Origin of the sequence: Microbacterium sp. bgisy207, from assembly GCF_965345035.1 — a bacterium.
Taxonomy (GTDB): Bacteria; Actinomycetota; Actinomycetes; order Actinomycetales; family Microbacteriaceae; genus Microbacterium.
Genome location: NZ_CBDRMG010000006.1, coordinates 1 through 21817 on the forward strand (window position 1 = coordinate 1; position 21817 = coordinate 21817).

Sequence of the window (21817 nt, forward strand, 5' to 3'; positions counted from 1 at the left end):
CCTAGGCCTCGATGACCAGCGGCACGATCATCGGGCGTCGTCGGAGCGACTGGTTGACCCAGCGCCCGATCGTGCGTCTGACGACCTGGGACAGCGCATGGTTGTCGCGTACGCCGGATTGCGCGGCATCCGCGAGCGCCGCCGCGATCTTCGGCTTCACGCTCTCGAACACGGCCGCGTCCTCCGCGAACCCGCGCGCGTGAATCTCGGGGCCCGAAATGATGCGGCCCGTCGCGGCATCGACGACCACGATCACGGAGATGAACCCCTCCTCGCCGAGGATCCGCCGATCCTTGAGGTCGGCATCCGTGATCTCGCCGACGCTGGAGCCGTCGACGTACACGAATCCCAGATCGAGTTGGCCGACGTTGCGCGCGACGCCGTCGCGCAGATCGATGACCGACCCGTTCTCGGCGACGATCGTGTTCTCGGCCGGAACGCCGGTCTGCTGCGCGAGCTGGGCGTTGGCCATGAGGTGTCGGTACTCACCGTGCACGGGCAGGACGTTGCGGGGCTTGAGGATGTTGTAGCAGTAGAGCAACTCCCCTGCTGCCGCGTGCCCCGACACGTGGACCTTCGCATTGGCCTTGTGCACGACGTTGGCGCCGAGCTTGGTGAGCCCGTCGATGACCCGGTAGACGGCGTTCTCGTTGCCGGGGATGAGGCTCGAGGCGAGGATGACGGTGTCTCCGGGCCCCGGCTCGATCTCGTGGTCGAGGTTGGCCATGCGCGAGAGCACCGCCATCGGCTCGCCCTGCGAACCGGTCGACATGTAGACGATCTGATCGTCGGGGAGGTTCCGCGCCTTCTTGTAGTCGATGAGCAGCCCGTCGGGCACATGCAGATAACCCAGTTCCTCGGCGATCGTCATGTTGCGCACCATGCTGCGCCCGAGCAGGGCGAGCCGGCGCCCGTGCGCGGCGGCGGCATCCATCACCTGCTGCACCCGATGGACGTGGCTCGAGAAGCTCGCGACGATCACACGCCGCGGCGCCTTGCCGATCACCTGGTCCAGGACCGGGCCGATGTCCTTCTCGAGCGGGGTGAACCCGGGGACGTCCGCATTGGTCGAGTCCACGAGGAACAGGTCGACACCCGCTTCGCCCAGCCGGGAGAACGCTCGCAGGTCGGTGAGCCTCCCATCCAGCGGGAGCTGATCCATCTTGAAGTCACCCGTTGCGAGCACCGTGCCGGCACTGGTGCGGATCGCGACGGCGAGCGCATCGGGAATGGAGTGGTTGACCGCGACGAACTCGAGCTCGAACGGTCCCAGCCTTTCGACCTGACCCTCTTTCACGGTCAGGGTGTACGGGCGCAGCCGGTGTTCCTTCAGCTTGGCTTCCGTGAGCGCGAGGGTCAGACCGGACCCGATGAGCGGGAGGTCCCCCTTGAGTTTGAGCAGATACGGAACGGCGCCGATGTGGTCCTCGTGACCGTGCGTGAGGACGACACCGACGATGTCGTCGAGGCGCGCCTTGAGCGGTTCGAAGTCGGGCAGGATGAGGTCGACTCCCGGCTGGTGCTCCTCGGGGAAGAGCACTCCGCAGTCCACGACGAGGATCTTGCCGTCGAGCTCGAAGATCGTCATGTTGCGGCCGACCTCGCCCAGGCCTCCCAACGGGATGACGCGAAGTGTTCCCCGCTCGAGCGGGGGCGGGGCCAGAACGGCGTTGGACATACGACTCCTATCGGCGCTGACGGTTCAGCGCGTGGTGCCCGAGACCTTGGGCAGAGCGCCGCCCGCGGCGGCATTGCGGTCGGGGCGGAAGTTGGAGAAATCGGCGCCGGGAACTCCCGAGACGAGCGCGAGTTCGTCCTCGATCTTGGCGGCCTCCCATTCCTCGGGCCCCACCAGGGGCAGGCGCACGCGGGGGCTGGTGATCCGGCCGAGCCCGTGCAGGATGTACTTCGCGGCCACGGTGCCCGGGACATGCGTCATGACAGCGCGCACGAGCGGCTCCAGTTGTCGATGCGCGGCGGTCGCCGCAGCGAGATCTCCGGCGTTGACGGCATCCACGATCACCCGGTACGGCTGGGCAGCGATGTTGGCCGTCACCCCGATCAGCCCCGTCGCCCCGATCGACAGGTGGGGCAGCACGTTCGCGTCGTCGCCGGAGAAGTACATCAGATCCGTCTGATTGAGCACGCGGCTCACCTCGCTGAAGTCGCCCTTGGCGTCCTTGATCGCGAGGATGTTCGGGTGCTTGGCCAAGCGGAGGATCGTCTCGTATTGGATGGGCACACCCGTGCGTCCCGGGATGTCGTAGAGGATCACCGGAAGGTCGGTGGCGTCGGCGACGAGGCGGAAGTGGGTGAGGATGCCGGCCTGCGTCGGCTTGTTGTAGTACGGGGTGACGATCATGATGCCGTCGGCGCCGACCTTCTCACTGGCCTTGTACAGCTCGATCGCGTGCGCCGTCTCGTTGGACCCGCCGCCGGTGATGATCGCCGCGCGGCCGGCCGCGACATCCTTGCCCACCTCGACGAGGCGTATCTTCTCGGCATCGGTGAGCGTCGAGGTCTCGCCGGTGGTCCCGGTGACCACGATGCCATCGGCCCCGGCGACGATCACGTCGTCGATGTGCTTCTCGACGGCAGGCCAGTCGACCTCGCCGTCGGCGGTCATCGGAGTGACCAGCGCGACCAGCACCTGCCCGAACGGGTTTGTCGAGTGCGTCATGGGTTCAGGCTATCGGTTCGTCATCCGCGGCAGCCCAGAGGTGGCGCCCACTCCCTCTAGCCTGGTGACATGGCGTGGCGTACCGAGTCCTCCCGATCCGTGTACGAGAACCGGTGGATCGCCGTCCGAGAGGACCGTGTCGCCGGGCCCGCGGGCGAGGGTATCTACGGCGTCGTGCGGATGCAGCATCCCGCGGTCTTCGTCATCGCCGTCGACGAGGACGACCGGGTCTGCCTGGTCACCCTCGACCGCTACCCGACCGGCAATCGATCGATCGAGGTTCCCGCCGGCGGTACCGACGGTGAGAGCCCGCGCGAGGCGGCGGAACGGGAACTGCGCGAGGAGACGGGGCTGCGAGCGCACGCGCTCACCGAGATCGGCTTCATGTACGCCCTCAATGGCATCGCCGACGCCCCCGAGCATGTGTTCCTCGCGACCGGGCTCGCGCCGGCACCGGGCGCCGACACCGCGGATCGCCAAGACGAGGGGATCGACGAGGTCTCGTGGGTGCCCTTCACCGAGGTGTTCGAGATGATCCGGGACGGCCGGATCACCGACGGCGAGACGATCGCCGCACTGATGTTCGCCGCGATCGAGCGGGGACGCGTGTCCTGAGGCGGCCGCCGGTCACCGTCCGCGACGGCCGACCGCTGCCGAGACGGATGCCGGGAGCACGCGGGCCACCGCGGTGATCGCCTTCCATCTGATCGAGGGGATGGACACCGCCTTGCCGCGCGCGGCATCGCGCAGCGACTGGGACACGACGTCGGAGGCATCGAGCCAGAGCCAGTCGGAGACCCCTTCCTTGCCCGGCGGGAGGCCCATCCGTTCGTGGAAGTTCGTGTGGGTGAAGCCGGGACACACCGCGGTCACGGTCACGCCCCGGGGCGCATAGGCGGCATTCGCCCACCGCGAGAACTCCACGACCCATCGTTTGGCGGCTCCGTAGGTCGAGCGGGGGGTGTACGCGGCAACGGAAGCGACGTTCACGATCCGCCCGTGCCCCCGGCTCAGCATCGGGCCGAGCGCAGCATGCATGAGGCGCATGGGCGCCTCGACGTGGAGCGCGAGGTGGCGCGCCTCGTCCTCGATGTCATTGCGCTCGAAGTCCAGCGGGAGCCCGAATCCCGCGTTGTTGACCAGCACCTCGATGGGACGGTCTGGCTCGGTGAGACGTCGCTCGACCTTTGCGCGCTGCCGCGGTGTGGTCAGATCCGCCGTGATGATCTCGGCTCGCACGCCGTGTCGCTCACGGATCTGCGCCGCGACCGCCTCGAGCGCGGCCGAGTCGCGTGCCACCAGAACGACGTCCGCGCCGCGCGCGGCCAGACGGCGGGCGTACTCCGCGCCGAGGCCCGAACTGGCCCCGGTCACGAGTGCGGTCTTCGGCATGCGTGCTGAGCCGGTCAGGGGGCGACGCGACCGCCGGCCACGAAGGCGGCGTGGGTCATCGGCATGAGCGTCGCCCACAGCTGTTCCATTTTCTCGGCGCACATCTCGATCTCCCGCTGCGGGAAGGACGGAAAGCGCGAACCCTCGACCTTGGTGCGTAGCGAGAGGAAGTTCATGAGGGAACGGGCGTTCATCGTCACATACATCGACGAGTAGGTGTTCAGCGGCAGCACGATCCGCGCCACCTCGCGCGCGACACCTGCGTCGAGCATCCGCTGGTAGGCGGCGAATGCGTGCACGGATGCCTCGCGCGTCGCTTCGTCGACCAGCGCCGTCTGCTCGGCGGTGCCGTCCACGAAGTCGTAGGCTCCCGGCTTTCCGACCTGCACCAGCTTGCGCTCGGGCGCGGGTACATAGAACACGGGCCGCAGTTCGCGGTAGCGTCCCGACTCCTCGTTGTAGGAGGCGATCCGGTGGCGCATGAACTCACGGAAGACGAAGATCGGCGCCTGCACGTAGAAGGTCATGGAGTTGTGCTCGAACGGAGACCCGTGTCGATCCCGCATGAGGTAGTTGATCAACCCTCGGTCGCGATCGGAGGCCTCCACGCCGGAAGCCGCGTCGCCGAGAGTCTGCTCCCCCAGGGTGGACACCCGCGCGGCGAAGAGGACGTCGGAATCTGCGGCGCTGGCTCGGACAAGCTCGACGGTCACGTCGCTGCGGAACTCGATGTCGGTCACGGCTCACACCCTACTCGCGCAGGCGGTTCCGCACCCGCCGCCGCCGGGCGCGTCTTGCGTCCTGTCGCGTCGCGTCATACTCCGTCACGCGCGCCGACCCGGCGACGACGTCGCCTAGTGTGGGATGCCGTGGAACCCGTCTCCGCCCTCCTGAGCGTGGCCGCGCTCGTCGCCGTCACCGCCGCAATCGGCGTGCTGCTGCGTGCACGACAGGGACGGATGCGACGCGACGTGCATCACGAGGTCGTCGACCCCGCACGGCTCGGCGCTGACAGACTCGGCGACGCCGCGACCCTCCTCCAGTTCAGCACCGAAATGTGCAGCAGATGCCCTGGCGTCCACCGCACGCTCGCCGAGATCGCCGCAGCCCACCCCGGCGTGCGGCACCTGGATGTCGACCTGACCCATCGGCCCGATATCGCCCGCCATTTCCATGTGCTGCAGACCCCCACGACTCTCGTGCTCGATCGGAACGGCGCCGTGCAGACGCGCTTCGGCGGCGTCCCGAACCGCCACGTCCTCGAGCTGGAACTGTCGCGACTGACCCGGGAGAACGCCAATGCCTGAGAACCCCCGCGGCATCGACCCTCGAGGTCCGCGCTTCGCGGCCGCCATCACCTCGGTCCTGCTGCTCGTCGACGTCTTCCTGGCACTGATCGGGGCGTCGGTCGCGGCATTCATCCTGCTCGCGGTGATCACCCTGCTGTTCGTGTGGGGCGTGGTGTCGCCGCGCACGGCGCCGTGGGGCGCGCTCTACCGCGCGGCCGTCCAGCCGCGACTCGCGCCTCCGGCCGAGCTCGAGGACCCGCGACCGCCTCGTTTCGCGCAGGGCGTCGGGCTGCTGGTCACCGCCGTCGGGATCGTCCTGTTCCTGGCGGGGGTGTCGTGGGGCGTCCTCGCCGCGGCGGCCGCTGCCTTCGTGGCGGCCTTCCTCAACGCCGCATTCGGGCTGTGCCTGGGGTGCGAGCTGTACCTCGTGCTGCAGCGCGCGGGGGTTCTGGGCCGTCGCCCTGCCGGCGCCGCGTGACGTGCGCATCCGGTCGCGGCACGAGTTTCGTCACGACGCTGCCGTCGCCTGCGAATCGCCGTTAGGCTGACCGCGGAAGCGCCCACCCGGGGTGCATGACGACCAGGGAGGTCCCCATGTCCGTGACGAGCGAAGCCACCACTGTCTGGAGCGGAAGCCTGACCGAGGGGTCGGGAACCGTCACATTCGACAGTTCGCATCTGGGCACCTTCGATGTCAACTGGAAGGCCCGGAGCGAGGGCTCCTCGACGGTGACGACGCCCGAGGAACTCATCGCGGCAGCGCACGCCTCGTGCTTCAGCATGGCCTTCTCGCACGAGCTCACCCAGAACGGCACCCCGCCGGAGTCGGTGCGTTGCTCAGCGGCGGTGACGTTCATCCCGGGCACCGGCATCACCGGGAGCCACCTGAACGTCCACGCATCGGTTCCCGGCCTCTCACAGGAGGACTTCGACCGCATCGCCAACGCAGCCAAGACCGGTTGCCCGGTCTCCGCTGCTCTCGCGGGCATCGAGATCACCCTCGAGGCCACGCTTGCCTGAGTCGCAGCTGCGACATGTCGTCATCGGCGGAGCGTCCGGCCTGATCGGCCGGGCGCTCGCCGAGAGCCTGCGCGCGGACGGGGTCCGCGTCACGACACTGGTCCGCACCCGCGAGACCGGCGCAGACGAGGCCGCCTGGCTCGTCGACTCCGACGTGCTCGACCCCGCCGTCCTGGCGGGCGCGGATGCTGTCGTCGGCCTCAACGGCGCGAGCATCGGCCGGTTCCCCTGGAGCCCCTCCTACAAGCACACGCTGCTGTGGTCGCGCATCACGCCGACGCGCGCGATAGCACGGGCGGTGCGCGAGCTGGGCGAGGATGCACCGCATTTCGTGTCCGCGTCGGCCGTCGGCTACTACGGTGCGAAGCCGCCGGGTGCCATCGGCGAGGACGCGCCGCGCGGAGACGGCTTCCTCGCCGATCTGTGCGGCGAGTGGGAAACCGCCGCGCACGGGGCGGGTGATGACGCGCGGGTCACGACGCTGCGGACCGCACCGATCATCCACCGAGACGGCGTTCTGAAGCCCCTGATCGCGCTCACCACGCTTGGACTCAGCGGTCCGATCGGGCGCGGGACACAGGTGTGGCCCTGGATCTCGCTGGATGACGAGGTGCGGGCGATCCGCCACATCCTGGACCATGGCATCGCCGGACCCGTGAACCTGTGCGGACCCACGCGCGCGTGCGCCAACGACATCGGCTTCGCCCTCGCCCGGGAGCTGAACCGGCCGTATCTGCTGCGCGCACCCGAGTGGGGACTGAAGCTCGTGCTCGGCTCCGACGCGACCGAGTCGCTGTTGACGACCGACGCCTACGTCATCCCCGAAGTTCTCGCGGCATCCGGGTTCGAATGGTCGCACGAAACCGCCGAGTCCGCCGTCCAGGCGGCCGTCGCGCGGGCCTGAGGCCCGCCCAGCTGCCTACCGCGAGGATCGCTCGCGTCGCTCGAGCCGAATCGCGGCGCGCACCGCGGCACGAGCGCGGCGTCTGTCCCCGGCCGCGTCGTAGACGACGCCGAGGCGGTACCACACCCGCCAGTCCCCCGGAGAGTCCTCCGCGTCGGCTTTGAACCGCGGGAACAACGCGTCCCCGTCCTCCCGCACGACCCGCCCACTGGGCCGAACCGCGACCAGGTCGTCCGGCACACCGCCCTCCGCCTCGAGGCGACGCCCCAACTGCTCGGCCCGCACGCCGAACCACAGCTCGCGGCCGAGCGCCCAGACGGCGATCACCGGCAGAACGACCAGCACCGCCCCCATCGCCACGCCGATCGGGTCGCCGCTGATCAACAGCAGCCACGCCCGCTGCGCGACGAGCGCGATGTACAGCAGCAGCAGCGCCGCCATCACCCCGACGGCGATGCGCGAACTCATGCGCCGGTGGCGCGGGCGACCTGCCCCGGCACGCCTCCCTCGTCGATGGACGCGGCGTCCGCGAACGCCGGCAGACGGATGCCGATGTCCAGGAAGCTGTCGAGGCCGACGACGATGCCCGGCTGCCTGCCCGCGTCGCGGTGTGCGACCACGCCGAGCACAAGACGGATGCCCGGCGCGTACGCCGCCGCGGGATCGACCGTGTCGTGCGTGACCGTCAGCGTCTCACCCGGCCCTGACAGCAGAACGCTTTGGCTCGCGATCACTCCGGGGCGCCGCAGCGAGTGGATCGGGATACTCGCCACCTGCTGACCCCGGGCTCGTTGATCCACGTGCGGTGCCGCGACAGGTCCGGCATCCTCCCGCGCAGCGGCGATGAGCTCGGCGGTGCGCACGGCCGTTCCGGACGGCGAATCGACCTTCGTTTCGCGGTGCGCTTCGATGATCTCGATCGAGGAGAAGAACGGAGCGGCGGCGGCGGACAGCGCCGAGCCGATCACCGAGCCCAGCGAGAAGTTCGGGATGAACACGGCCCGGATCCCCGCCTGGTCGATCTCCGGCCGGATGCGCGCGATCCGCTCGGCCGACCAGCCCGAGGTCCCCACGACGATGTCGATGCCACGCTCCGCGGCCGCCCGCACGACATCGGCCGAGACGGCGGGCGTGGACGCGTCCACGACGAGATCCGCGCCATCGAGCGCAGAGAACGGGGAACGCGAATCCAGCTCGGCGTGCACGGCGAACCCCGGTTCTGCCGCGACGACGTCACGGATGATCCCGCCGAGCTTTCCGGTGGCACCGACGATGGCGACGCGTGTGGTCATGGCCTCCAGCCTATCCGGGGCATTCGATGCCCCGGATAGGCGGTCCGATCAGAACGCGTACGATTCGGGCAGCCCCGTGCGGTCCTCGACGGGCAGGTGGGCGAGGTCGTTGTGCGAGAGCAGCGTCCACGGTCTCCCGTGCTTCTGCGCCAGCACCGTCAAGCCGCAGTTGGCCTGATTCAAGGTCATCCACTTCCACTCGGGAGCCTGGAGGACCTCCCGCACGAACCAGCCGATGACGAAGTTGTGGGTGACCAGCAACTCGTGCACCTCACCGGACTTGCGGACCAGGAAGGCGTTGACGGCGTCGGCCATCTGCGCTCGACCTGCTTCGATCTCCTCCTCGGTCACCGCACCGAAGAAGGGCTCGAACACCGACGGGGTCTCCTCGACCATGCCGGTGGGGACGCAATCGAACAGCAGCGCGGAGGGGGTCGGCGTCAGTGACGGCATGCGCTGGGCGATGACCCGCGCCGTCTCCGCCGCCCGGTCCAACGGCGAATGCCAGAGGGCATTGAAGGGAATCCCCGACAGCCGGTCGGCCAGCAATGACGCCTGCCGCGTTCCGCGGGGGGACAGGGGCCCGTCGACCAGGCCATGCTCGGCATCCAGGTGTTCACCGTGGCGAACGAGGTAGATGTAGTGGGTCACGGGGCCGCTTCCTCGACGTGCAGGGAACAGTCCTACCCTAACCGCTCGGGTTCGGCCGCAGGGGTCTCAGTCCGCAGCTCGCGCGATCTCGGCCAGCTGGGCGCGAGTGAGCCGCACTCCGACGCCTTGCACGAGCTCGTCCACTTGATGCGGGGCGTAGGCGTTGACGATCGGTGCGGTCACGATGCGCTGCGCGAGAAGCCATGCGACGGCAACTGACGCGTTGGTGACTCCGAGCTCTGCCGCGATCGCGTCCATCGCCTTGAGCGTCCGTGTGCCGCGACGATTGACGTTCGCCGTGATCTGCTTGGCCCGCACCGACAAGGGACCGTTCATGCGGTCGCGGTGCAGTCCCGACAAGAACCCGTGCTCGAGCGCATGAGAGGGCGTCACGGCCATCGACTGCGCGCTGGCTACGAGCCGCAGATCTCCGTCGAACTCATGCCGACGCAGCACATTGAACGGGACGTCCAGGACCGATATCCGCGGATACCCCGCCGAGCAGAGAATGCGCGCCTCGACCAGCTGCGCCGCCTGGTAGCCGATCGCCCCGATCGCGCGCACCTTGCCTGCACCGATCAGCCATTCGGCAGTCGCGAGCGTCTCCTCGACCGCCGTGGTGGAATCGGCGCGGGCGTCGAGGTAGAGCACGTCGATGCGATCCGTACCCAGGCGGGTGAGCGATGCCTCCGCGGCTCGAACGAGATCGACCGGTCCCAGGCCCGGGTGGTCGGGGTGAGCACCGACGCGGACGGCGAGCACGATGTCGTCGCGGATGCCGCGCTCGGCCATCCATCGACCGATGATGTGTTCGCTGCGTCCGCCGGAGAAACTGTCAGCGGTGTGGATCGCGTTGCCGCCCGCGCGCACATAGGTATCGAGGATCTCGTGGCTGGCCGCGGTGTCGACGGTCCACCCGAACTCCCCACCGCCGAGGATGAGCGGGAATACCGACATCCCCGTCTCGCCGAGAGCGACCCGGACGGTGGATCCGAGAGGCTGACCGAGCACGGGAATCGGAGCAGAAGGATGTGCGGGACTCACCGCTCCGGCTCCCGCGGTGACCGCGGCCCCAGTGCCGAAAACAGCCATTCCCTCACCCCCTTCACGGTATCCGCTGTGGTGAGCGACGGATGCCGACGCGCTCCCCGGCGCGTGTTTCGAGGTTACGGCGTACCGGCCGTCGCCAGGCGACGCCAGGCGACACAGGCGTGAATATTACATAACGCTTCGATCACGCCCGCACACGAGAACGCCCGCCCCGGGTCGGGGCGGGCGTTCTCGTCAGGGAATCAGCCTTCGGCCGGAGCCTCGGGACCGGGGTTGGCCGCGTCGCGACCCTCCTGGTCGGCTGCCTCCTCGAGCACCGGCTCGAGCGAGAGCTTGCCGCGGTCGTCGATCTTGGTGATCCGCACCAGCAGCTTCTGGCCCACGCCCAGGACGTCTTCGACGTTCTCCACGCGCTTGCCGCCGGCGAGCTTACGCACCTCGCTGACGTGCAGCAGGCCGTCCTTGCCGGGCAGCAGCGACACGAACGCACCGAACGTCGCGATCTTGACGACGGTTCCGAGGAACTGCTCGCCGACCTCGGGGTTGGTGGGGTTCGCGATCGCGTTGACCTGCGCACGAGCCGCCTCCGCCGAGGGGCCGTCGGTCGCGCCGATGTAGACGGTGCCGTCCTCCTCGATCGAGATGTCGGCGCCAGTGGCGTCCTGGATGGCGTTGATCGTCTTGCCCTTGGGGCCGATGAGCTCGCCGATCTTGTCGACGGGGATCTGGACGCTGATGACGCGCGGCGCGGTGGGCGCCATCTCGTCGGGGCCGTCGATGGCGGCGTTGATGACGTTCAGGATCGTCAGTCGTGCATCCTTGGCCTGCGTGAGCGCGGCCGACAGCACCGACGACGGGATGCCGTCGAGCTTCGTGTCCAGCTGGATCGCCGTGACGAACTCGCTCGTGCCCGCCACCTTGAAGTCCATGTCACCGAGCGCGTCCTCCGCACCCAGAATGTCGGTCAGCGCCGCGTAGCGGGTCTGACCGTCGACCTCGTCGGAGACCAGACCCATCGCGATCCCGGCGACGGGGGCGCGCAGCGGCACGCCCGCGTTCAGGAGCGAGAGGGTCGAGGCGCAGACCGAGCCCATCGACGTCGATCCGTTCGACCCGAGAGCCTCGGAGACCTGACGGATGGCGTACGGGAACTCCTCGCGCGGCGGCAGCACCGGCACGAGCGCACGCTCGGCCAAGAATCCGTGACCGATCTCGCGACGCTTGGGGCTGCCGACTCGGCCGGTCTCACCGGTCGAGTACGGCGGGAAGTTGTAGTGGTGCATGTAGCGCTTGCTCGTCGTGGGCGAGAGCGAGTCGATCTGCTGCTCCATCTTGAGCATGTTCAGCGTCGTGACCCCGAGGATCTGGGTCTCGCCGCGCTGGAAGATCGCCGAACCGTGCACGCGCGGAATCACCTGAACCTCGGCATCCAGCGGACGGATGTCGGCAAGCCCACGACCGTCGATACGCACGCCCTCGGTGAGGATACGGCCGCGCACGATCTTCTTCGTGACCGACTTGTAGGCAGCGGAGAACTCCGCCACGGCCGACTCGGGGAGCTCCCCCGCCTCGACGGCGGCGAGCAGCTCGGCCTTGACCGCGTCCTTCAGCTCGTCGTCGGCGTTCTGGCGCTCGACCTTGTCGGCGATCTGGTAGATCGGCACGAGCTTGTCGTACGCGCGCCCGGCGACGAAGTCGTAGGTCTCGTCAGCGTAGGCGGGGAAGACCGGGTAGGGCTGGATCTCCTTGGCCGCGGTGTTCGCAACGACGTTCTGCGCGGCGACGAGTTCCTTGATGAAGGGCTTGGAGGCTTCCAGTCCCTGCGCGACGATCTCTTCGCTGGGCTTGGTGGCCCCGCCCTTGATGAGGTTCCAGCTGTTCTCGGTGGCTTCTGCCTCGACCATCATGATCGCGACGTCGCCGTCAGGCAGCACGCGACCGGCGACGATCAGGTCGAAGACGGCATCCTCGAGCTGCTCGGCCTTCGGGAACGCGACCCACTGGTCCTGGTGCTCGCCATGCCCGGGGATGAGCGCGAGGCGGACGCCGGCGATCGGGCCCGAGAAGGGCAGACCCGAGATCTGGGTCGACAGTGATGCCGCGTTGATGGCCAGCGCATCGTAGAACTCGCCCGGAGCGATCGAGAGCACCGTGACGACGATCTGTACCTCGTTGCGCAGCCCCGACACGAAGGACGGGCGCAACGGCCGGTCGATGAGGCGGCACACCAGGATCGCCTCGGTGGAGGGGCGACCTTCGCGACGGAAGAACGACCCGGGGATCTTGCCCGCGGCGTAGGAGCGCTCTTCGACGTCCACCGTCAGGGGGAAGAAGTCGAAGCCCTCGCGAGGGTGCTTTCCGGCGCTCGTGGCCGACAACAGCATGGTCTCTTCGTCCAGGTAGGCGGCAACGGCGCCTTGAGCCTGCTGGGCCAGGCGTCCGGTCTCAAACCGGACGGTGCGGGTGCCGAAGCGGCCGTTGTCGAGGACGGCTTCGGCGGCGGTGATTTCAGGACCTTCCAAGAGGTCTCTCCTTCTTTGTTTCGACTCGCGTACCCGTGTGGCGCGCGAGCGCGTGCGAAGGAGCAGGAACAGGCAGTATCGAGCGCGCGACATATGACGCGTGATTCGCCTGCGCTGGCCACCAGTAGAAGACCACCCGGCGCACCGACGGGGAATCCACCACAGGGGACCAGCTTCCTGCCGGCCTGCTCCATGAAGCTCACTGTGAAGTTGAGCGGATGCCGTAAGGCAACCCGAACGATCTTATCAGGGCCGCGAACGCGGCAGCGGATCGGCAACCGGGCGCTGCGGGTCCGCGCCGGCGGAGGAGGCCGGAACCCGCGCGGTGCGGGCGGGCGTGGCGGGCGGCGCCGAGCGGCGGGAGATCGTCACGTAGTCGGCGTGCTTCGCCGTCATGCCGTCGCCGGCCGTGCGTCCGCGCAGACGCCGCCAGAGCCACGGAAGTGCGTCTCGCCGGATCCACCCCCGGGGATTGGGTTCGTCGTCGTCATGGAACGCCGAGTCGAGCGTGGCGAGTTCGTCGGCATACGGCACGCCCAGCGCCTCGGCGGCCCGGTACGCGACGAAGCGGTGCCCCTTCGAGCGCAGGTGCACCTTGTCGTCGGCCCACATTTCGAGCTCGCTGATCGCCGGCTGCGCTTCGAGATCCAGCAGCATGCAGCCCGTCTGCGCGGCGATGCGGCGGATCTCGGAGTTGTACACGGCAACGCGGCGGGCGAAGATCATCGCGGCGGGCCGCTTGGGCAGCATGATGCTCACCAGCAGCACATCGATACCTCGAGACCGCAACTCGACGATCGCCTTCTCCAGTCCGTGCGCGAGGGTCAGCGGATCGGCGCCACGGCTGACCAGGTCGTTGGCCCCCATGAACACCGACACGAGGTCGGGCGACATCTCGAGCGCGCGGGGAAGCTGCTCATCGAGCAGATCGCGAATCTTGCGGCTGCGCACCGCGAGGTTGGCGTAGCGGAACGGCTCGGCCGTGGCCGGCAGGGTCGCCTCCCGCGCACCCGCCAGCAGGTCGGCGAGGCGGTCGGCCCACCCGCGGTACTGTCCCTTCCGCATCCGCGATGTGTCACACAGCCCCTCCGTGATCGAGTCGCCGAGCGCGACGTAGCGGGACCAGCGCGGAGTTCCTTCGGTCGCGGGTGCGGGCGGAGCGGCAGGACGCGTCGCAGCGCGCGCGAACAGCGAGTCATCGATCGGACGCAGCATCCGCGCCTCCTCGTAGTGGCCGACGAGCTGACGTCCGAGGGCGTCCCACGTGCGATCGCGCACGGACTCCCGTGCGGCCGCTGCGAACGCGCGCCGCTTGGCGTCATCGCCCACGAGGTCGGACACCCGCGCACGCATGTCAGCAAGATCACCGGGACGGTACAGCCATCCGTCGACGCTGCTGCGCACGAGATCGACCGGGCCGCCTGTCCCGGTCGCCACGACCGGGACCCCTGCCGCGAGCGCTTCCTGGATCGTCTGACCGAAGGTCTCGCTCTCCCCGGGATGCACGAAGACATCGAACGAGGCCATCGCCTCGCCGAGCGCATCGCCGGAGAGGTGGCCGAGGAACACGGCGCGGGGCAGGGCACGTTCCAGCGCGGGGCGAGAGGGTCCATCGCCGACGATGACGAGTCGGGTACCGGGCAGATCGTGAAGCGCCGCCAGATCCTCAACTTGCTTCTCGGGGGCGAGGCGCCCGACGTACCCGATGATCGTCTCCCCCGGAGCCACGCGCTGACGCCAGGCACCACTTCGGCGCTCGGGGGTGAAGCGCACGGCATCCACTCCACGTCCCCACCGACGAAGACGATCGATACCGAGATCCTCGAGCTGCCTCATGCTCGCCGAGGACGGCACCAACGTCAGAGTCGACCGACGGTGAAGCCGGGTGAGGTGCGACTGGACGATCGATGTAGCAGCCGGCAGTCCGTACTTCTGCGCGTACGCGACGACATCCGTCTGGTAGACCGCGACGACCGGGACCCTGAGGGCGTCGGCAGCCGCCGTTCCCTGCCAGCCGAGAACGAAGGGCGAGGCGAGGTGCACAACATCGGGCCGAAACTCGCGCAGATGCGCGGCTAGTTTCGCGGCACGCGCGAACACGACACGCACCTGGGGGTAGGAGGGCAACGGCACCGAACGCAGCATCGCCGTGCGGGCCCCGTGCAGGTCGGCATCCACGTCACCGGCCTTGGGGGCGATGACGAGGGTCTCGTGTCCCTCGTTAGCGAGGTGACGAAGGATCTGGAGCACCGAGCCGGTGACCCCGTTCATGTGGGGGAGGAACGATTCCGCCAGTACCGCGACTCTCACGCATCCAGCGTGACGCGTGTGCGCGCGGCCGACGTGCCGACGCAGGCCCTGTCCCCGAGAGTTCACCGGATGCACGCATGCGCGTCACCGGACGTGCCCCGTTCGGTCCCCGTTCACCCTCGGGTGTTACCCAATGGGGGTGATCGATGAGGTGCTGACGCAGGTTGCCAGCAGCGTATGGGCCCTTCCCCTGATGTTCGCCCTCGTCCTGGCAGACAGCCTTCTGGTCATCGTTCCGGGAGAGGTCGCCGTGACCGCGTTCGGCGCCCTCGCGGTGACCGTGGGCTCTCCCCCGCTCGCGGGAGTCGTGCTGCTGGCCGCACTCGCGGCCTTCCTGGGCGACATGATCGTTTACATCATCGGGCGACGAGTGGGTCTCGAACGGTGGGCGTGGATGCGTGGGCGACGAGTGAGCGCCGCGATCGGGTGGGCGCACCGCCGTCTTCACCGGTCAAGCGCGACGGTCGTCTTCACCGCGCGGTTCATCCCGTTCGCCCGACTGGCCGTGAACCTCACCGCCGGCGCGGCGAGGCTCCCGGCGCCACGATATCTCGCCCTTGTGGCAGCGGCGGCGACCGGGTGGGCGATCTACCAGGCCGCGGTGGGCGCCATCGTCGGCCGGCTCGTCCCGGGCGGACCTGTCGTCGCGGTCCTCATCTCGATCGCTGTCGCGATCGTGCTCGGCGTGGCGATCGACCTCGTCGTGGCCCGGGTGTCCGCTTCGCGCGGCACGACTCCCCCCGCCTCCGCGGACTCCTCGGACTGAACTGCGCGACGCGGGGCCCGTGCGGGCGCGTGGCGTGCGCACGCCCCCTCATCCCCGGGTCGCGCCCGAATCACAGAGGAGACTCTTGTCATCTCACACATTCCCACGTAATCTCACACATACACAGATTTCGATGTCACGGACGACGTCGGGTGGGAGAGCACAGCACTCATGTACGCGACGGAGCGCCAGCAACGTATCGCCGGGATTGTCATCGACGAAGGCCGCGTCTCGGTCACCGGACTGTCGGCCCTGTTCGGCGTCGCGCAAGAGACGATCCGCCGTGACCTCGACCAGCTACAGGCCGATGGCGTGCTCCTGCGGGTGCACGGCGGCGCGGTGCCGGCAAGTCGCACCAGCTCTGCCGAGCAGAGCCTGGCAGCGCGCGAGGCCACCGCGACAGAGGCCAAGGAGCGAATCGCCGCCGCCGCGATCGACCTGATCCCCCGAGGGCTGGGCGGGGCCGTGCACATCGATGCCGGAACGACGGCGGCCAGGGCCGCTCGCCTGCTCGCGGTTCGCGAAGACGGAAACGCATCCCTCACGCTCATCACCAACTCGATCACCACTGCCGCGGCGCTGAGCCATCTGAGCGCTCCCGCCGTCCGCGTCATCGGTGGGAGGCTCCGCGCGCTCACAGCCGCCGCCGTCGGCGCCGGCGCCATCGAGCAGATCACGGGACTGCGGCCGGATGTCGCGATCATCGGCACCAACGCCGTGCATGCCGATTTCGGGCTCAGCACACCGGATGAGGCCGAGGCCGAGGTCAAACGCGCCGCCGTCAGCTCTGCCCGGCGGGTCATCGTCGTGGCCGATGCCTCCAAGCTCGGGGAGGAATCCCTCGTGCGATTCTGCTCCCTCGAAGACATCGACGCGCTCGTGACCGATGGCGAACCCGACCCCGAGCTTCGCGACGCCCTCCGCGCCGCCGACGTGGACCTGGTGCGGGCATGATCGTCACGGTCACGATCAACCCGAGCGTCGATCGCACCATTCAGCTTCCGTCTCGCCTGGAACGGGACGCGGTGATTCGCGCGACGGCCGTCACGTCGCAGGCAGCAGGCAAGGGTGTCAACGTCTCGCGAGCACTGCTGCAGGCATCCGTCGCCACGCGAGCCGTCGTCCGCGCCGACTATCACGACCCGTACGTGCGGGAACTCGTCGAGAGCGGGATGGCCGTCGTCGCCGTCGACCCCGCGGCCACGGTGCGCACCAACATCGCACTGGCCGAGCCCGACGGCACCACCACGAAGATCAATGAGCCCGGCTCGCCCCTGAGCACTGCGGCCGTGTCCGCGCTTCACGACGTCGTCGCAGCTGAGGCCCCGAGGGCGGACTGGATCGTCCTCGCCGGCTCCCTGCCACCCGGAGCGGACGTCGAGCTTCTCGCCGACCTTGCCCGGACCGCCCGGATCGCGGCCCCGCAGACGCGCATCGCAGTCGACACGTCGGGCCGGCCCCTGACCGCGCTGCGCAGCGCGGGCGTGCGCATCGATCTCATCAAGCCCAACCTCGAGGAGCTCGCCGAACTGACGGGGACCGAACCCCGCGCGCTCGAGGCCGACCCGCGAGCGGTCGCGCGCGCAGGCGACGCTCTGCGCGCGGACGGAATCGCCGCGGTCCTCGCGACGCTCGGCTCCGGCGGGGCAGTGCTGTCCACGGGCGAAGGAGCCTGGCACGCCACACACCCGCCCGTGCTCGCCCGCAGCACCGTCGGCGCCGGTGACTCCTCCCTCGCCGGCTACCTCATCGCCGATAGCGGCGGACATCCCGCCGCCGCGCGGCTGGCGCACGCGGTGGCCTACGGCGCCGCTGCGGTCGCCCTGCCGGGGACCACCATCCCCCGCCCCACAGACACCCGCCCTGACCAGGTCACGGTCACCGAACTACACCTGCCCGCCACGGTCGCCACGCCGTGACGTTCTTCGAAGGAGAGAACATGTCCATCATCATCACGGAGCTCGTCGCTCTCGACGTCGCCTTGGGGGCGACATCCGGCGACGTCATCGATGCGCTCAGCACGATCGTCGCCGGCGCGGGGCGAACCGCCGATGCCCACGCGCTCGCCGCGGACGCGCACGCCCGCGAGGCGCAGACGTCGACCGGGATGCCGGGAGGGATCGCGATCCCGCACTGCCGCACGGCCGCGGTGACCGAGCCGACACTCGCCTTCGCGCGGCTGTCCGATCCGGTCGACTTCGGCGACGACGACCCGAGTGATCTCGTGTTCTTCATCGCCGCACCGATCGGTGCCGACACCGACCACCTCGCGATCCTCTCCACGATCGCCCGAGCTCTGGTGCGCGAGGAGTTCGTGGCATCGCTGCGCGCGGCCACCTCGGCACCGGAGGTCGTCGCGCTGATCGACCAGGCTCTCTCGCCGGCTCCCGCCGTGAGCGCGGCTGCGCCGGAGGCATCCGACCAACGGCTCTTGGTCGCGGTGACCGCCTGCCCGACCGGCATCGCGCACACCTACATGGCCGCGGATGCCCTGGTCGCCGAGGCCAAGAAGCGCGGGATACGACTGGAGGTCGAGACCCAGGGCTCGAGCGGCTCGACAGCACTCGACCCCGCCGTCATCGCCGCGGCGGACGCGGTGATCTTCGCCGTGGACGTCGATGTGCGCGATCGCGCTCGCTTTGCCGGCAAACCGGTGGTTCAGGGCCCGGTCAAGCGCGGTGTCGAAGCTCCCGGGCAGATGATCGACGAAGCCCTCGCCGCCGCCGCAGACCCGTCGGCACCGCGCGTGTCCGCCGAGGCACGTCCTGCGCACGCCGACGCCGCGAGCGAACACGCGGGGCGCAAGCTGCAGCGCTGGCTGCTCACCGGCGTGAGCTACATGATCCCCTTCGTCGCCGGCGGCGGTCTGCTCATCGCCATCGGGTTCGGCCTCGCGGGCTATGACATCAACGAGACCGCCGGTGACATCGTGTCGTCGTCGTCGCTGTGGAACCTGCCCGACGGCGGGTTCTGGACCTACATCGGCGCCGTCGCCTTCGTGATCGGTGCCGCCTCCATGGGCTTCCTCGTTCCCGCCCTCGCGGGGTTCATCGCCTACGCCATGGCCGACAGGCCCGGCATCGCGCCCGGATTCGTCGTCGGCACGATTGCCGTCATGATGAACGCCGGGTTCCTCGGCGGCATCGTCGGCGGTCTCCTCGCGGGACTGGTCGCTGCCTCCCTCACCCGAATCCCGGCACCACGGTGGCTTCGCGGTCTGATGCCGGTGGTCATCATTCCGCTGCTGGCATCGATCGCGGCGTCCGGTGCCATGATCCTGTTCCTCGGCGGACCGATCGCGTGGCTCATGACGACGCTGACCGACTGGCTCAACAGCCTGACGGGCGTGGGCATCGTGCTTCTGGGCGTGATCCTCGGCCTCATGATGTGCTTCGACCTCGGCGGCCCGGTCAACAAGGTCGCCTACTCGTTCGCGGTGGCCGGACTCGGTGCCGCGTCGCTTGCCAACCAGGTTCCGCTGGAGATCATGGCGGCGGTCATGGCCTCGGGTATGGTGCCTCCGCTCGGACTGGCTCTGGCCTCCACGGTCCTTGCTCGCGCACAGTTCACGCCCGTCGAACGCGAGAACGGCGTCGCGGCGTGGCTGCTCGGCGCATCCTTCATCTCTGAGGGCGCCATCCCCTTCGCGGCAGCCGACCCGCTCCGCGTCATCCCGGCATCGATGCTCGGCGGCGCAGCCACCGGCGCACTGTCGATGGCCTTCGGAGTGACGTCGCAGGCGCCCCACGGTGGCCTGTTCGTGTGGTTCGCGATCGGCAACCTCCTCTGGTTCGTCCTGTCGATCGCCATCGGCGCGATCATCACGGCCCTTGCCGTCATCGGCTTCAAGCGCATCGGACGTCGGCCGAGCGCCGCGACGGTCGAGGCCGCCGGCGCCGCCGACGACACGGAGGCAAGCGGGGTGCTGGCCTCCGGCGCAGCACGGGCCTGAACTCGGATGGCGTCCTGGTCGTCGGGTGCGGCCAGGACGCCATCCGTCTCAGTGGGTCGTTTCGCTCGGCGCCACCCGGCCGAGCAGGCTTGCGAACGAACGCCCCTCGCCGAGGTAGGCGGCCGGGTCGAACGGATCGGTGACAGATTCGCGGGTCCGCCCGGCGATGGCGGTGACAAGTTCCCCCGCCGCGCGGTCGATGCGGGATCGAAGCGACGACGCGCCCTCGCCCGACCCGGCCCAGTCCTCGGGCGCCGCGAACACCGAGGTCGGTACCGGCTCGGCGCGAAGGTAGGCGAACAACGGGCGCATCGCGTACTCGAGCGCGAGGGAGTGTCGCGCAGATCCGCCGGTTGCGGCGAGGAGAACGGGCTTTCCCGTCAGCGCCCCCGGCTCCAGCACGTCGATGAACGACTTGAACAGTCCGGAGTAGCTGGACGAGAAGACGGGCGTCACGGCGATGACGGCGTCAGCCGACACGATCTGGTTGATGGCCGCCTCGAGCGCGGGCGGCGCGAAACCGGTGAGCAGGTTGTCGGTGATCTGGTGCGCGTGAGTGCGCACCTCGACGATGTCGACGGATGCGTCGATCCCGCGATCCGCGAGCCCGGCCACGGTGGCCGTCGCGAGGCGATCGGCCAGCATCCGGGTCGAGGAGGGCGTGGACAACCCCGCCGTGACGACGGCGACACGACGCTCAGACATGTCAGGCTCCCTTCCGGCTCGCGGCACGACCGAAGGCGGATCCGGCCGGTTCCGCGTCACGGTACGGAGACCCACCCGTCACGTTGTCGCCGCGATTGGGGCGGGGTCGCGCCTCCCGGGGACCACCGGCGGCGGCGACCCGAGCCGCGTGCGTCGGCGCGTCGGGCACCTCGGCGGGACGGTTCTCGGCGAGTTCCCGCCGGAGCACCGGGACGACCTCGCCGCCGAGGATGTCGAGCTGCTCGAGGACGGTCTTGAGGGGCAGTCCCGCATGGTCGATGAGGAACAGCTGACGCTGATAGTCACCGAAGGTCTCTCTCATGGCGGCGTAGCGGTCGATGACCTGCTGCGGAGAGCCGACGGTCAGGGGCGTCATCTCGGTGAAGTCCTCGAGGCTCGGACCATTGCCGTAGACCGGGGCCTTGTCGAAGTAGGGGCGGAACTCTCGCACCGCATCCTGTGAGTTCGCACGCATGAAGACCTGCCCGCCAAGACCCACGATCGCCTGCTCGGGCGTGCCGTGCCCGTAGTGGGCGAAACGCTGCCGGTACAGGGTGATGAGGCGCTGGAAGTGCTCCTTGGGCCAGAAGATGTTGTTGGCGAAGAAGCCGTCGCCGTAGTAAGCGGCCTGCTCGGCGATCTCCGGAGTGCGAATGGACCCGTGCCAGACGAACGGCGGCACCCCGTCGAGGGGACGCGGGGTAGATGTGAACCCCTGCAGTGCCGTCCGGAACTGTCCTTCCCAGTCGACCACATCCTCGCGCCAGAGCCGGTGCAGCAGGGCGTAGTTCTCGATCGCCAGCGACAGGCCCTGGCGGATGTCCTTGCCGAACCACGGGTAGACCGGACCCGTGTTGCCCCGGCCGAGCATGAGATCCATGCGGCCTCCCGCGATGTGCTGGAGCATCGCGTAGTCCTCGGCGATCTTGACCGGATCGTTCGTCGTGATGAGGGTCGTCGCGGTCGAGACGATCAGCCGCTGCGTGCGCGCGGCGATGGCCGCGAGCGCCGTCGTGGGAGAAGACGACCAGAACGGCGGGTTGTGGTGCTCCCCGAGGGCGAACACATCGAGTCCGACGTCCTCGGCGTGCGTGGCGATCGTGATCGTGTCACGGATGCGCTCCGCCTCACTCGGGGTGCGCCCGGTCGTGGGGTCCTCGGTGATGTCACTGACGGTGAAGATCCCGAATTGCATCTGGGTCATCGTGCTCTCCGCTCTCGGCCGCGGGGTCTGCGGCCGATCTATGCAAGTGAATGTATCCTCGTCAACGCAGGACGGGTCGA

Annotated in this window: 21 protein-coding genes; 9 read left to right on the forward strand and 12 right to left on the reverse strand. The window is 69.1% G+C overall.

The window, feature by feature from the left end; genetic code table 11:
• Position 1: 1 nt before the first annotated feature.
• Both ACSGC5_RS06845 and dapA read right to left on the reverse strand, forming a co-directional pair.
• A complete protein-coding gene (locus ACSGC5_RS06845; protein WP_434969903.1) occupies positions 2 to 1678 on the reverse strand; it encodes a ribonuclease J in 1677 nt (558 codons plus the stop codon).
• Between the two features lie 24 nt (positions 1679 to 1702).
• On the reverse strand, positions 1703 to 2680 hold the full coding sequence (gene dapA, locus ACSGC5_RS06850) for a 4-hydroxy-tetrahydrodipicolinate synthase (RefSeq protein ID WP_434969904.1): 978 nt from the start codon (positions 2678 to 2680) through the stop codon (positions 1703 to 1705).
• Positions 2681 to 2749: 69 nt separating this feature from the next.
• Between dapA and ACSGC5_RS06855 the strand changes: the two genes are divergently transcribed.
• Positions 2750 to 3295 (forward strand): NUDIX domain-containing protein, encoded by a 546-nt coding sequence (locus ACSGC5_RS06855; protein WP_434969905.1) that lies wholly within the window; start codon positions 2750 to 2752, stop codon positions 3293 to 3295.
• A gap of 12 nt (positions 3296 to 3307) precedes the next feature.
• Here ACSGC5_RS06855 and ACSGC5_RS06860 read toward each other — a convergent pair whose 3' ends face one another.
• Entirely contained in the window at positions 3308 to 4072 is a 765-nt protein-coding gene (locus ACSGC5_RS06860; protein WP_434969906.1) for an SDR family NAD(P)-dependent oxidoreductase, read from the reverse strand.
• 14 nt (positions 4073 to 4086) lie between these two features.
• A complete protein-coding gene (thyX, locus tag ACSGC5_RS06865; protein WP_434969907.1) occupies positions 4087 to 4812 on the reverse strand; it encodes an FAD-dependent thymidylate synthase in 726 nt (241 codons plus the stop codon).
• 129 nt (positions 4813 to 4941) lie between these two features.
• Here thyX and ACSGC5_RS06870 point away from each other — a divergent pair, with 129 nt between their 5' ends.
• The 4 genes from ACSGC5_RS06870 to ACSGC5_RS06885 all read left to right on the forward strand — a co-directional run bounded on the left by ACSGC5_RS06870 (position 4942) and on the right by ACSGC5_RS06885 (position 7285).
• Positions 4942 to 5379, forward strand: a complete 438-nt coding sequence (locus ACSGC5_RS06870) for a TlpA family protein disulfide reductase (RefSeq protein WP_434969908.1) — start codon at positions 4942 to 4944, stop codon at positions 5377 to 5379.
• Positions 5372 to 5839 (forward strand): DUF4395 domain-containing protein, encoded by a 468-nt coding sequence (locus ACSGC5_RS06875; RefSeq protein WP_434969909.1) that lies wholly within the window; start codon positions 5372 to 5374, stop codon positions 5837 to 5839. Before ACSGC5_RS06870 ends, ACSGC5_RS06875 begins: the two co-directional genes overlap by 8 nt.
• A gap of 116 nt (positions 5840 to 5955) precedes the next feature.
• A complete protein-coding gene (locus tag ACSGC5_RS06880; protein ID WP_434969910.1) occupies positions 5956 to 6381 on the forward strand; it encodes an OsmC family peroxiredoxin in 426 nt (141 codons plus the stop codon).
• Positions 6374 to 7285 (forward strand): TIGR01777 family oxidoreductase, encoded by a 912-nt coding sequence (locus ACSGC5_RS06885; RefSeq protein WP_434969911.1) that lies wholly within the window; start codon positions 6374 to 6376, stop codon positions 7283 to 7285. Before ACSGC5_RS06880 ends, ACSGC5_RS06885 begins: the two co-directional genes overlap by 8 nt.
• A 15-nt stretch (positions 7286 to 7300) precedes the next feature.
• Here the strand turns inward: ACSGC5_RS06885 and ACSGC5_RS06890 are convergent, their stop codons facing one another.
• From ACSGC5_RS06890 to ACSGC5_RS06915, 6 genes are all read right to left on the reverse strand, one after another.
• Positions 7301 to 7753, reverse strand: coding sequence for a hypothetical protein (locus ACSGC5_RS06890; RefSeq protein ID WP_434969912.1), 453 nt, complete (start codon positions 7751 to 7753; stop codon positions 7301 to 7303).
• A complete protein-coding gene (dapB, locus tag ACSGC5_RS06895) occupies positions 7750 to 8577 on the reverse strand; it encodes a 4-hydroxy-tetrahydrodipicolinate reductase (protein WP_434969913.1) in 828 nt (275 codons plus the stop codon). The genes ACSGC5_RS06890 and dapB overlap by 4 nt, the downstream gene beginning before the upstream one ends.
• A gap of 48 nt (positions 8578 to 8625) precedes the next feature.
• The gene (locus ACSGC5_RS06900) at positions 8626 to 9228 is read right to left on the reverse strand and encodes a histidine phosphatase family protein (RefSeq protein ID WP_434969914.1); all 603 of its coding nucleotides are present in this window, start codon (positions 9226 to 9228) and stop codon (positions 8626 to 8628) included.
• 66 nt (positions 9229 to 9294) lie between these two features.
• The gene (locus tag ACSGC5_RS06905) at positions 9295 to 10320 is read right to left on the reverse strand and encodes an aldo/keto reductase (protein WP_434969915.1); all 1026 of its coding nucleotides are present in this window, start codon (positions 10318 to 10320) and stop codon (positions 9295 to 9297) included.
• A 200-nt stretch (positions 10321 to 10520) separates the two neighbouring features.
• Complete coding sequence (locus ACSGC5_RS06910) at positions 10521 to 12800, reverse strand: polyribonucleotide nucleotidyltransferase (RefSeq protein WP_434969916.1); 2280 nt, start codon at positions 12798 to 12800, stop codon at positions 10521 to 10523.
• 246 nt (positions 12801 to 13046) lie between these two features.
• On the reverse strand, positions 13047 to 15110 hold the full coding sequence (locus tag ACSGC5_RS06915; protein ID WP_434969917.1) for a GDSL-type esterase/lipase family protein: 2064 nt from the start codon (positions 15108 to 15110) through the stop codon (positions 13047 to 13049).
• A gap of 133 nt (positions 15111 to 15243) precedes the next feature.
• On the opposite strand from ACSGC5_RS06915, the gene ACSGC5_RS06920 reads away from it, so the two are divergent.
• The 4 genes from ACSGC5_RS06920 (at position 15244) to ACSGC5_RS06935 (ending at position 19828) form a co-directional block, all read left to right on the forward strand.
• A complete protein-coding gene (locus ACSGC5_RS06920; RefSeq protein ID WP_434969918.1) occupies positions 15244 to 15876 on the forward strand; it encodes a DedA family protein in 633 nt (210 codons plus the stop codon).
• Between the two features lie 171 nt (positions 15877 to 16047).
• Positions 16048 to 16830 carry a DeoR/GlpR family DNA-binding transcription regulator gene (locus tag ACSGC5_RS06925; protein WP_434969919.1) on the forward strand — a complete coding sequence of 261 codons (783 nt, stop codon included), beginning with the start codon at positions 16048 to 16050 and terminating at the stop codon, positions 16828 to 16830.
• On the forward strand, positions 16827 to 17795 hold the full coding sequence (locus ACSGC5_RS06930; protein ID WP_434969920.1) for a 1-phosphofructokinase family hexose kinase: 969 nt from the start codon (positions 16827 to 16829) through the stop codon (positions 17793 to 17795). The genes ACSGC5_RS06925 and ACSGC5_RS06930 overlap by 4 nt, the downstream gene beginning before the upstream one ends.
• A gap of 20 nt (positions 17796 to 17815) precedes the next feature.
• Positions 17816 to 19828, forward strand: coding sequence for a PTS fructose transporter subunit IIABC (locus tag ACSGC5_RS06935; RefSeq protein WP_434969921.1), 2013 nt, complete (start codon positions 17816 to 17818; stop codon positions 19826 to 19828).
• Positions 19829 to 19876: 48 nt separating this feature from the next.
• Here the strand turns inward: ACSGC5_RS06935 and ACSGC5_RS06940 are convergent, their stop codons facing one another.
• Both ACSGC5_RS06940 and ACSGC5_RS06945 read right to left on the reverse strand, forming a co-directional pair.
• Complete coding sequence (locus ACSGC5_RS06940) at positions 19877 to 20533, reverse strand: FMN reductase (RefSeq protein WP_434969922.1); 657 nt, start codon at positions 20531 to 20533, stop codon at positions 19877 to 19879.
• Between the two features lies 1 nt (position 20534).
• Positions 20535 to 21728 carry an LLM class flavin-dependent oxidoreductase gene (locus tag ACSGC5_RS06945; protein WP_434970089.1) on the reverse strand — a complete coding sequence of 398 codons (1194 nt, stop codon included), beginning with the start codon at positions 21726 to 21728 and terminating at the stop codon, positions 20535 to 20537.
• Positions 21729 to 21817: the final 89 nt, after the last annotated feature.